The sequence below is a fragment of the Paenibacillus sp. FSL K6-2441 genome (assembly GCF_037964765.1).
Taxonomy (GTDB): Bacteria; Bacillota; Bacilli; order Paenibacillales; family Paenibacillaceae; genus Fontibacillus; species Fontibacillus phoenicis.
The window spans coordinates 512,267-523,944 of sequence record NZ_CP150174.1 but is presented as its reverse complement, the minus strand read 5'-3'; the positions used below and the strand labels follow the sequence as shown (position 1 = coordinate 523,944).

Annotated in this window: 10 protein-coding genes; 4 read left to right on the top strand and 6 right to left on the bottom strand. The window is 52.7% G+C overall.

The window, feature by feature from the left end; translation table 11 throughout:
• Positions 1-63: 63 nt before the first annotated feature.
• On the bottom strand, positions 64-1,560 hold the full coding sequence (gene xylB / locus NSQ80_RS02205; RefSeq protein WP_260071531.1) for a xylulokinase: 1,497 nt from the start codon (positions 1,558-1,560) through the stop codon (positions 64-66).
• A gap of 108 nt (positions 1,561-1,668) precedes the next feature.
• The gene (gene xylA / locus NSQ80_RS02200; RefSeq protein WP_036644393.1) at positions 1,669-2,985 is read right to left on the bottom strand and encodes a xylose isomerase; all 1,317 of its coding nucleotides are present in this window, start codon (positions 2,983-2,985) and stop codon (positions 1,669-1,671) included.
• 237 nt (positions 2,986-3,222) lie between these two features.
• On the opposite strand from xylA, the gene NSQ80_RS02195 reads away from it, so the two are divergent.
• Entirely contained in the window at positions 3,223-4,422 is a 1,200-nt protein-coding gene (locus NSQ80_RS02195) for an ROK family protein (protein WP_009223893.1), read from the top strand.
• Between the two features lie 71 nt (positions 4,423-4,493).
• On the opposite strand, the gene NSQ80_RS02190 is transcribed toward NSQ80_RS02195, so the two are convergent.
• Positions 4,494-4,631 carry an EAL domain-containing protein gene (locus NSQ80_RS02190; RefSeq protein WP_260071538.1) on the bottom strand — a complete coding sequence of 46 codons (138 nt, stop codon included), beginning with the start codon at positions 4,629-4,631 and terminating at the stop codon, positions 4,494-4,496.
• Positions 4,632-4,684: 53 nt separating this feature from the next.
• Complete coding sequence (locus tag NSQ80_RS02185) at positions 4,685-5,488, bottom strand: formate/nitrite transporter family protein (protein ID WP_323078766.1); 804 nt, start codon at positions 5,486-5,488, stop codon at positions 4,685-4,687.
• A 240-nt stretch (positions 5,489-5,728) separates the two neighbouring features.
• On the opposite strand from NSQ80_RS02185, the gene NSQ80_RS02180 reads away from it, so the two are divergent.
• A complete protein-coding gene (locus NSQ80_RS02180) occupies positions 5,729-5,884 on the top strand; it encodes a hypothetical protein (protein ID WP_198136168.1) in 156 nt (51 codons plus the stop codon).
• Between the two features lie 64 nt (positions 5,885-5,948).
• Here the strand turns inward: NSQ80_RS02180 and NSQ80_RS02175 are convergent, their stop codons facing one another.
• On the bottom strand, positions 5,949-7,100 hold the full coding sequence (locus NSQ80_RS02175) for an HD domain-containing phosphohydrolase (RefSeq protein WP_339301172.1): 1,152 nt from the start codon (positions 7,098-7,100) through the stop codon (positions 5,949-5,951).
• Positions 7,101-7,374: 274 nt separating this feature from the next.
• On the opposite strand from NSQ80_RS02175, the gene NSQ80_RS02170 reads away from it, so the two are divergent.
• Together NSQ80_RS02170 and NSQ80_RS02165 are read left to right on the top strand one after the other, a co-directional pair.
• Positions 7,375-8,391, top strand: coding sequence for a LuxR C-terminal-related transcriptional regulator (locus NSQ80_RS02170; protein ID WP_339301170.1), 1,017 nt, complete (start codon positions 7,375-7,377; stop codon positions 8,389-8,391).
• A 206-nt stretch (positions 8,392-8,597) separates the two neighbouring features.
• On the top strand, positions 8,598-10,325 hold the full coding sequence (locus NSQ80_RS02165) for a bifunctional diguanylate cyclase/phosphodiesterase (RefSeq protein ID WP_009223887.1): 1,728 nt from the start codon (positions 8,598-8,600) through the stop codon (positions 10,323-10,325).
• 29 nt (positions 10,326-10,354) lie between these two features.
• Here the strand turns inward: NSQ80_RS02165 and NSQ80_RS02160 are convergent, their stop codons facing one another.
• On the bottom strand, positions 10,355-11,644 hold the full coding sequence (locus tag NSQ80_RS02160; protein ID WP_009223886.1) for an MFS transporter: 1,290 nt from the start codon (positions 11,642-11,644) through the stop codon (positions 10,355-10,357).
• Positions 11,645-11,678: the final 34 nt, after the last annotated feature.

Sequence of the window (11,678 nt, the reverse complement as noted above, 5' to 3'; positions counted from 1 at the left end):
CCAAATTGAAAAACGCCTATTCCCCATGGGAACAGGCGTTTATGGGCAGATCCTTGTGCAAGCTTATCCGCGGAATTCCTGCAGCCCTTCGTTCAGCGAGCGGGTTGCTGCATAAACTTGCTGATACAGCTTGAATAAGCGGGCGTACTTCTCCACATTAGCCGGGATCGGCTCATAGGTCTTCGCATACCCGATGAAGGCATCGGCGCATTCTTTCAAGCTGCCGAACCAGCCGCTGCCGACAGCAGCCATCATCGCCGCGCCCATCGCCGGGCCTTGCTCGTTCTTGAGCGCCACAACCGGCTTACCGAAAATATCGGCCTGCATTTGCAGCCAGACCGGATTCTTCGCGCCGCCGCCGATGGAAATCACGCGTTCAACCTCGATGCCGGCCGCGTCGAACAGATCAAACGACTCCTGCAGCGAGAAGGTGATGCCTTCCATTACCGCGCGGGCCAGATGCTCCCGGCGATGCGTGCCGGACAAGCCGATGAAGCTGCCGCGAATGACGCTGTCCGCATGCGGCGTGCGTTCCCCGACCAGATACGGGGTGAACAGCAGCCCTTCCGAACCCGGCGGAATGTCGCCCACCGGCTTCAGCAGCTCGTCAAAGCTAAGCTCCGGCGCCAGCGATTCCTTGAACCAGCTCAAGGAATACCCTGCGGCCAGCGTCACGCCCATCGCGTAAAAAGCGCCCGGATGCGCATGGTTAAAGAAATGCACCTTGCCGGCAAAATCCTTGTTCTTGTCTTCTTCGTAGGTCAGCACCACGCCAGACGTACCCACGCTGCACAGCGCGTCACCTTTACGGACGATACCTGCGCCAACCGCGCCGCAGGCGTTGTCAGCGCCGCCGCCAAACACCTTCGTGCCAGCCGCCAGGCCGGACTCGGCGGCAAATTCCGGCAGCAGCGTGCCGGTAAACTCGGTGCTGCCCACAATCGGCGGGCAGAAGCCAGCCGGAAGCCCGAAGGCGGCAGCGATCTCCTCGCTCCACTTGCCTTCCGGCACGTTCAGCAGCAGCGTTCCCGCCGCGTCGGAGATTTCCATTTGCACTTGGCCGGTCATGCGGTAACGCAAATAATCCTTCGGCAGTACGAAACGCGCGGCTTTGGCAAACAACTCCGGCTCATGCTCCTGCACCCAAAGGATTTTTGGCAACGTAAACCCTTCCAACGCAGCGTTGCGCGTAATGTCGAGCAGCTTGTCGCCCAGCTTCGCTTCAATTTGACGGCATTGCTTTGTTGTCCGGGTATCATTCCACAAAATCGCGTTGCGCAGCACGTTGTTCTGCTCATCAAGCAGCACTAAGCCGTGCATTTGACCGGAGAAGGAGACACCCTCGATGTCTTCGGCAGCTACGCCGCTTTCCTTCAGCAGCTGCTGCAAACAAGCAATCGTCCCTTTGACCCATTCCTCCGGATTTTGTTCGCTGTACCCCGGACGCTCTTGGATCAGCGGATAAGCTGCAGACGCCTCCCCGGCGATCTCGCCGTTTTGGTTCACGAGCAACGTCTTAACCGAGCTGGTCCCCAAATCGATGCCAATCACATACTTCATTGCGATACTCTCCCTTCGCATGTCCCCCAAAGGGGGGGCCTTATACCACAAAAAGGGACGGCAGGCGTCCCCTTTTGGATAGGTTGTTTAACAAGTGTCTCTCTACGCTTATTTCGTGCCGAAAATGTATTCGTTCAGGCGGGCTTTCACCAGTTCGAGATGGTTCGATTTGTTCACGATATGGCTGTGCTCCAGAGCATAAGCTTCCAGCGTTTTGAAGTTTGCTTTGCCGGACACGATATCCGCGCCGATGCCGGATTTGAAGCTAGCATAACGTTCTTCAATCAGGTTTTCGATAAAGTTGTCTTCGATCATTTTGCCGGCTACTTTCAAGCCTTTCGCGAAGGTGTCCATACCCGCAATATGAGCATAGAACAGGTCTTCCGGTTCGAAGGAAGTACGTCTTACCTTCGCGTCGAAGTTCACCCCGCCGGAGCCCAAGCCGCCGTTTTTCAGGATTTCATACATCGCCAGCGTTACGGCATACAGGTCTGTTGGGAATTCGTCGGTATCCCAGCCGAGCAGCATATCGCCTTGGTTCGCGTCGATCGAACCCAGCATGTTGTTGATGCGGGCTACGCGCAGCTCGTGTTCAAACGTATGGCCGGCCAGCGTCGCATGGTTTGCTTCCAGGTTCAGTTTGAAGTGGTCTTGCAAGCCGTATTTTTGCAGGAATGCAATTGTCGTAGCAGCATCGAAATCGTATTGGTGTTTCGTAGGCTCTTTTGGTTTCGGCTCGATCAGGAATTGACCTTTGAAGCCGATTTCTTTTGCATAATCGATGGCCATTTGGAAGAATCTCGCCAGGTTGTCGAGTTCCAGAGCCATATCTGTGTTCAGCAGGGACTCGTAACCTTCACGGCCGCCCCAGAATACATAGTTTTCAGCGCCCAGCTCAACAGCGGTTTCCAGACCTTTCTTCACTTGAGCTGCAGCATAAGCGAAGACGTCAGCATTGGAAGTCGTTGCAGCGCCATGTACGTAACGCGGGTTGGAGAACATGTTAGCTGTGTTCCAAAGCAGCTTCACGCCGGTTTGCTTCATGCCTTCTTTGATTTTAGCGACGATGACGTCCAGATTTTCATTGGATTCTTTCAGGGTCGCACCTTCTGGAGCAACGTCCACGTCATGGAAGCAAAAATACGGAGCGCCGAGTTTCTCCAGGAATTCAAAGTTAACTTCTACACGGGCTTTCGCCAGATCCATACCGCTTACCGTTTCCCAAGGACGAATCATGTTGCCTTGACCAAAAGGGTCGCTGCCGTTCATTGTCAACGTGTGCCAGTAAGCTACTGCGAAACGCAGATGCTCCTTCATTGTTTTGCCGAGTACAACTTCATTCTCGTTATAATGTTTAAATGCCAGCGGATTGTCGGAACCTGCGCCTTCATACTGAATTTTGCTAATGTTCTTGAAATAACTCACCACGAATTCCTCCCACCAGAGATTTAATTTAAGTAAGCCTTTACATCCTGTCGATTTTAAGTAGCATGCCCATTTACTAATGCGAGCATGCCGTCTACACCTAGATCGTATCACGTTCCACTTAGTTTGTCTAGTAAACTAACAAAGTTGTTGATTTTACCTGGGACGTTTATGTTATGATGCGTATAGACACAATTTTGCCATGCCGAGAGGCTTGGGTAGAACGAGGGAGTTTATATGAAAATCACAGGCGACCAACAGCTGATCAAAAAAATGAATAAAACGATCGTCCTGGATACGATTCGTCAGCGTCAACCCTTGTCTCGTGCGGATATCTCCGCTGCGATTGGCTTGAACAAGGCGACCGTATCGTCCCTCGTCTCCGAGTTGATCGACAGTCATCTGGTTACCGAGATCGGCCCCGGCGAATCCAGCGGCGGGCGGAAGCCGACATTACTGCTCTTCAACCGTAGTGCCGGGTATGCCATTGGCATCGACATCCGCGTCAATGATTTACTGGCTGTGCTGGTTGATCTGGAGGGCCACGTGCTTCAGGAAAAACTGGTGCCGCTTAGCGACTTCAGTCCGGAACACGTGCTGGAACAGATTCGCCAAACGATCCGCCAGTTTAAAGAGCAGCTGCCCGAATCCCCGTACGGGATCGTTGGGATCGGCATTGGCGTACCAGGGCTCGTCGACGACAAGAGCCGGGTGATCTCCGCGCCCAACCTGGACTGGAACAAGGTTGAATTATACGAACCGCTGGCCTCCGAGTTCGGGGCCAATCTTCATATTGATAACGAGGCCAATGCCGGCGCGATTGGCGAGAAGCTCTTTGGGGCCGGACGCGAGGCCCAAAATTTGATCTACCTCAGCATCGGCATCGGCATCGGTTCCGGCATTATCGTCGGCGGCGAGCTGTACCGCGGCACGTCGAATTTCTCCGGCGAGGTTGGTCATATGACCATCGCCGAGAACGGCCCGCTCTGCCGCTGTGGCAACCGCGGCTGCTGGGAGACGCTCGCCTCGGAGAAGGCGTTGCTTGACCGGGCCGCCAAGCTGTGGGGGGATAAGCACCCCGACTTGGAGGAGATGATTCAACTGGCCCACAGCGGCGATTCCCGGGCGATAGAGCTCCTGAATGAAATCGGTGCCCAGCTTGGCGTTGGATTGGCCAATTTGGTCAACATCCTCAATCCGGAGCTGATCGTTATCGGCAACCGTCTGTCGCTAGCCGGTGACCTCATCCAGGATGCGATGCTGCGCACCATCGAGAACCGCAGCTTATCCTACCACCGGAAGAAGTCCGGAGTCGCCTTCGCCAACTTAGGCATCCGATCGACAGCACTCGGCGCCGCCTCCATGCCGATTACTGCGTTTCTGAGTGAACCGGATCCCGTTCCTGTGCAAGAAAGCAGCTCAACGGCCGGTCTTTGATCCAAAAAGCAATAACCCGCAGCATCGTGTCTCTATTCCACGAGTCTGCGGGTTATTTTTATGTCATCTGATCAGGCCGGAAGCTTCGCAGCAAATCGCGCACCCCCCGCCTCCGGAAGCGGCTTGCTGATATAGTACCCCTGAATGATATCGCATTTCGCGCGGCGCACATGCTCCATTTGCTGCTCCGTCTCCACGCCTTCGGCAATGACCTGCAGCCATAGACACCTCCCTATGAGAAGATGTCTGACTGAACCTGTACTTATTTCGACGTACCGGAAGCATCCTCCGCATCCAAATACGGCTTGTTGGCAAAATAGTACATAAAGCCCATCAGCAGCACCCCGCCAACCAAATTGCCAAGCGTCACGGGAATCAGGTTGTGGAGAACGCCGCCAAACGAGATCGTGGCGGGATGGTCCAGCACCAAAGCGATGGCAAAGGTGCACATATTCGCAATACTATGTTCGTAGCCGGAGATAAAGAAGCAGAAGACGAACAGCATCATCGCAAACATCTTCGCCCCATCCCCTTGGAGCGCCATCGGAATGAAAAAAGCCAGACATACCAGCCAGTTACAAAGAATTGCGCGGAAGAACAATTCCGTGATTGGGGTAGTCATTTTATGTTCGACCACGCTCAGCAGGAAACTATTCACCGAAGCGTCGGCAAATAAGCCGGTCAAGTAAATCAATAAGGCGAATGCGGCTGCGCCCAGGATATTGCCGAGGTAGCTGAATACCCATAACTTGGTGACATCCAGCCATTTCAGCCGTTTTCTTAAAGCCGCGTATGTATAATAGAACGTATTTCCGGTAAATAGATCCCCGCCCCCGTATGCGATGAGGATAATCGCAGCGCCAAAGGTCGCGGCGGCCATCGGATAGGTCAGCGGCGAATGCTCCAGGTAGAGGAAGTTCCCGCTCTTGAACGCAACGATCACCCCAAACCCGATAAACATGCTCGCCAGCATCGCTCTGGCAATATACCGGAGATGGCTTTGCATAAAGATTTTATATTTCTTGATTGCCAATTCCTCAACTTTTAACAGCGATTCTGTCTCCATAACGCCCCCCGTTTATTCATGCTTGGTGTTCGTTTGAGGTTAGCTTATCCCTCTTTGGTTACGGCCATCCATCATACACCATTTTCGTTTAAATCTAAAATAAACGGTATTACTGCTATTTACAAGCGATACGGATTTGTGCATAATAAAAATTAGGATTATGTGATAATGATTATCATTATTAATTCGGAGCTGGCCTGGTTTATCCAACGAACAACAGCGTAAGAGGAGAGAATGCCCATGAGATTGTTAGCCGCCCGCAGAAAGACAAGGCTGGACATCGATGACTACTTGGATCTGCTCAATCTTGCCGCCCATTTGGGCGACCGCCAGTGGCAAAAGGAGATAATCCGCAAGCTGGAAATGATGCAGTCCGAGGTAACCGACGTCAAGTAGTCAACCCTATTAAAATAAGTGCGAGCTTAGGGACCACCTAAGCTCGCTTTTTTTTTGCATCTTGTCAAGAGTTAAGCTCTTGCGGACAACTGCAGCCCTGCCTCGTCATGATTTCCGTAATCACCAAGTCCGTTTTGCGCATGAGATCAATTTCATAAGGTGATTTTACTTCTGAACCGTCCGCTTCCCGAATGATCTTCACCGTCGGTCGGTGTACCAAGTTGGAATCCAAAGAGGTTACGACGCCTAACTGGCCGCTGCTAAGTTTTACGATGGAGGAAAGGGGGTAAATACTGATATGACGTAAATACTTCTGAATTAATTCGAGGCTGAAATAACGATCCCCTGCAGCGAGCAAATATTCAATCGCTTCGCCGGGAGTATAGGCCAGTCGGTAGTTCCGGCGAGAGATCAACGCGTGATAAGTGTCGGCAATCGCCACGATCTGGGCGTATTCATCGATTTCATGATGCTTGAGGCGGGAAGGATAGCCTGTCCCGTTATATCGCTCATGATGCTGCAGCGCACATAAGGCCGAACGCCTCGATACACCTTCCATCTCGCACATGATCTGGAAGCCTGCCTCCGGATGACGCCGCAACGCCTCACGATCGGCTCCGGTCAAGCTGCCGGGACGCCGGATGATGTGGGACGGCAGTTCCGTCATTCCGATATCAAACAGCAACGCACCTACACAAAGGTCGATCATTTCCGCACCGGAGTATTGACCCGCGATGCCAAGAATAGCGGAATACGCCGTGACATGAAAGGAATGATCAAGCAGGTAAGGATCGTTTTGCTGCAGACGAATCAAGCCGTCGAGCACTTGCTCATGACTGGTGATATCGTACAGGATGTTGCGGAACATCCGGCGAAACTGCTCATCCACGTGAGGAGTGGACAGGCGCCCCAATCCCAGATCGGAGTCAGCCAAACGGACCAGCATTTGCCGGATTTCCTTTCGTGCCTCGCGTTTCTCCTTGAGGTCTTGGAACTTCAACATCGAAGATTGCTTCTTCACATCGACCTCTTGGAAGGAACCATCTAATTCCTTGTTGCGGACGATCGCGGTTTGAATCCCCAGCTTCTTCAGACGAGCAATAAGGTTCTCCGTTAATGCAGTTCCCGCCCCAAGCATCGTCATCCCGTATTGATTCACTATTGGCTCGGCCAAGACATCACCGGGTTCGAGCAATCTGACATCAACCTGTCTCATGACATCACCTCTTTATATGAAAAAATTCAACTATCAATGAAGAACGCTTGCGCATCTATGTTTATTCACTAAGCCTTTTGGCCTAGAAGAAATTCTTATTCTCCAAGATCGAATTTATCATGACGACAGAAAATGAGACATTACCCCAAAGTATACTTTGGAAAAGCATAGTTCGACATAATTATACAAAAAGTCACTATTCCAACTTTAAATTCAGCGATATTCTGAACTATGATAACATAAATGATAAAATGGCGAGGGGGGGTGAAGAACGATGAGGCTAACACAACATGAGCACCAGGACCCTGGTTGGCCATCCCGGATCGTAAGTCGTGAGTGGGAGTTGGAGGTCTTTTCGTTATATCTAAAGCACTATTCTAGTATGGAGCGAATCATCAACATCTACGGCTCCTCCGGTGTAGGAAAAAGCTTTCTAGCTGAGGAATTTCAGAAGCAAGCCGCAAAACAAGGCGCAGCCGTAATCACACTTGATGCCGCGAAAATCAAAACCACACCCGAAGAAATCTGCCGGCAAATCCTGTTCCAGCTCGGTTTGTTGGACACCCTCCCCTCATTATCCGATCCCGACTTTATCATCAGAGCTGCCATCGAGGCCGTCAATAAACGAGCTAATTTGGGGGCTGTGCTTTTATTTATTGATACGTATGAACTGCTGGAGACGATGGATGATTGGTTTCGTGATTTTTTTATTCCGCAAATTAAGGACCGTTGCCTCAGCATCATCACCGGCCGGAATCCGTTGTCCAGCAAGTGGACGGGATGCCCGCTGTGGAAATATACCATCTATCGGATGCCGCTCAAGAACCTGGACTATCACAGCGTTGTCGCTTTTTTGCGGGGACGCGGAATCGTTGAACCGGACCAAATTCAGCGCATCTGGAAGCAAACGGACGGCTTGCCTGTGATGCTCACTTCGCTGCTCGGTGAGCACAACGCCAACGACGGCGAACCGGCCCTTCCAGGCCTGCGTGACGAGGCACGCCCGAGAGGCTGTGAAGCGATGGTCTTGGATGGCTCCCCGGCCCCGGAGAGTCTGCCGAAGTTGAAGCCGGAGGCGGCCATTTACGCCCGCACGGATTTGACCCATCGCGAGAAGGAGGTTGCCGCTCTCGCCTCCGAGGGGCTGACCAACCGTGACATCGCCTCCCGCCTTTTTCTCAGCGAAGTCACAATTAAGAAGCATATGCGCTCCATTTTTCAAAAAGTGGGGGCCAGCAACCGGACACAACTGCTTAAGCTGTTAATCTCTGTTCCGACCGGTTCGAAATGACAAGTTCTCTATCATTACGAATCCTGGCAGTTAGGTGGAAGGATGTGCGTCTATCGTCGCAGCTTATTGGAAAAATCGATTGCCATCGGTGCCATGCCGCATGTATGATGGATTCATAAGCTAAAGTTTTATTGGATTCTCCCGTATGACGCACATCGTCGGTTATTCTACTTCTTCAGCGGATCATTTCGAGGAGGCTTTGTATTGTGGAAGACGACCAGATAAGCTCCCTATTCCGGCCAGAATTCATGCTCACCGCTTCGGCCTTGCTTCAGGCCATTGACAGGATGGGCGTTGGCTTGGCCATTACAAATCCGAATCTTCCGGACAATCCGTTGGTCTATGTCAATCAAGGGTTTGAGAAGATTACCGGATACAAGCGAGAAGAAGTTCTCAACCGAAATCTCCGTTTCCTTCAGGGGAAAGAGACCAACAAGGAACATCTCGCCGTCATTCGGAAAGCGATCAAGGAAATTGGAGCCGCTACAGTAACGATCAAGAACTATAAAAAGGACGGCAGCACCTTCTGGAACCAGTTTGTCATCAGTCCCATTTTGGATGCGGAGGGGCATCTTCTCTATTTCATCGGGCTTCAGTTCGACGTGACCCGGGAAGTGGAGAAGCAGCAGGCTTCAACGGAACAGCTCCGCCAGTTGTCCCATTTCGATCCGGCGACCCACCTGATGAGTTCGAACTATTTTAAGGAACTGATGTACGCCGAGCTGCTTTCGGCCCAAGCCGAGCATACCACGGCCGCCGTCATTTGCATCAACCTAAACCGTTTCCGGCTGATTAATGAAAGCCATGGCGAGAGCAAAGGCAATGAGCTGCTGCGTCAAGTCGCAGAAAGACTGCGCCGTTCTTTCCCGGATGGAACCCCGATGTGTCGGAATTTTGCGGATGAATTTTTCGTGTTGGTGTCGAACATAACGGATCCATTATACATACATACACTTGCACTAGATTTGAACCAAGCGCTCAGAGAGCCTTACACCCTATCCGGCGAAGCGTTCCAGGTCGGTTTCGGAATGGGGATCAGCCTCTACCCGGACGACGGCTCCGACATCCATCAACTGCTGCAGCATGCGGAAATGGCGATGAAAGAAGCCAAGAAGGAAGCGCTGGAAGGCCCGCATTACTATGATCAATACCTGATGGACCGGCTGAAGACCCAAATCACGTTAGAGAAAAAAATGATCCGCGCACTGGCGGAAGGGGAGTTCGAGCTGCACTTCCAGCCCAAGGTGAATGCCTCAACCAAAGAGCTGACCGGCTTTGAAGCGCTGATCCGTTGGAAGGATCCGGTGCAGGGATACATTCCGCCAAACTCTTTTATTCCGATCGCCGAGGAGAATGGGTTTATCGTTGAATTGGGCGAATGGGTCCTGCGGGAAGCGTGCAAAGCGAACAAACGATGGCAAGATGCCGGGCATCCGAAGCTGCCGGTATCGGTGAATGTCTCGGCAGTGCAGTTCCGGCATCCGCAATTCTTGCGTACCGTTGAACAAGTGCTGAACGAGACGGGTTTGGCCCCGCAGTATTTGGAGCTGGAGGTAACCGAATCGTTATTAAACGATCATGTGATGATCAAGGATACCTTAACTGCCTTGCAGCAAAAAGGCATCTCGCTCTCTGTAGACGATTTTGGGACAGGCTACTCCTCGATTCATTACTTAAAATCGCTCCCGGTTCAGGTACTGAAAATCGACCGCACCTTCGTGCAGGAGACCCCGTGCTCCGAACGCGACAACTCTCTGCTGCGCTCCATCATCCAGTTAGGCAAATCGCTGGGCATGACGGTGCTGGCCGAGGGCGTCGAGACGAAAGCTCAGTTCGAATTCCTGCAGCAAAACGGCTGCGATCAAATTCAAGGCTACTATTACAGCCGTCCGCTTAACGCGGAAGCCATAGAGGGATTGCTGAAATCGAGTTAATGCGCGTCATGGCTCTCGATACACTCCGGTCACGACGTTCTCTTCCCCAAAGGGAATAAGTAAAAAAATAACCATGCCAGCAGCAAGGCTCCAGCCGGTATCCCGCTAAGCATCCATCGGATGCCGATCGCGGCCGATGCCGGCTGTTCGTTTAATGCGGCGTCGTAACCGCTCGCCTCCAGGATGAGCCCCATGCAAGCAGCCTGCAGCGAAACTCCCCATCTCACGATAAATCCGTTCATGCCGAAGTACATGCCCTCCCGTCTTGCGCCGGTACGCCGCTCATCCTCATCGATCACCTCAGACAACAGGACGTCGAGCAGCACCAGCAACCCTGCCAATCCGATGCCGACGGCAGCGGCGGTGGCAATCGCCCCTCCTGCCTGTGTCACCCAGCCGAACGGCAGCAACGCCGCTGTATAGCAGCCCATCGCAATGAGGATCCCCTGCCGGGCGCCGTATTTCGCTGTGATCCGTCCCCACAGGAATACGCAAGGAATGGCGGTGAGAAAGATCCCCCCTAGCAGCAAGGTGTTGTAGCTTTCCTCGCGGCCCAGAACGTATTTGGTGTAGAACGGAATCCCGGCGGGCAGCAGCGCAAATGTAAACTGCACCAGGAAACTTCCGGTCACGTACAGGACAAACGCTCGGTTTCCCAGAGTATGTCGAACCGCTGTGGTCAAACGGAAGGTGGCACGTACCGTATCGTGATGTTCCCGGCTGCCCCAAAGGGATAACGCTAGGAATACGGCCGACAATACAGCAAATATAACCCCCATGGAGCCCCAACCGATCTGTGAATAGAGGAGCGGCGGAATGGCGACACCTACAATCATGCCCACGATCCCCATCATTTGCCGCCACGAAGAGACATACGCTCGGTCCTTGATGCTCTGAAACATCTCCGGGAACAAGGCCGAGTAATTCAGAACAACCAAGACGAATAAAGCATCGTACAGGATTACGGTTCCTATAAAATAAGGAAAGGCCGCCCCTTCCGCCGCCGGCGGCGTCCACAGCAACGCAAACGCTGCGGCCAGCGGAACCAGGCCAAAACCGATATAGGGAAGGCGTCTGCCGAACCGGGTGCGGGTCCGGTCGGACAGATGGCCAAACAGCGGGTTCAGCACGGCATTCAGCACGCCGTGAAATATCATCGCCAAGCTGATCCAGGCGGGCCTTACGCCCAGCACGTCGACGTAATAATAGACGAGATAGGTTGCAAAAGCTTGCGACATCAAATTTACCGCCAGATTGCCCGAGCTGTAGGCTACCTTTTGAAGCTCCGTCCGGTTTCCCGGATTTGCGGTTCGCATCATCCGCCCTGCCTCCTTTATTCGATCCGCCGGCCGG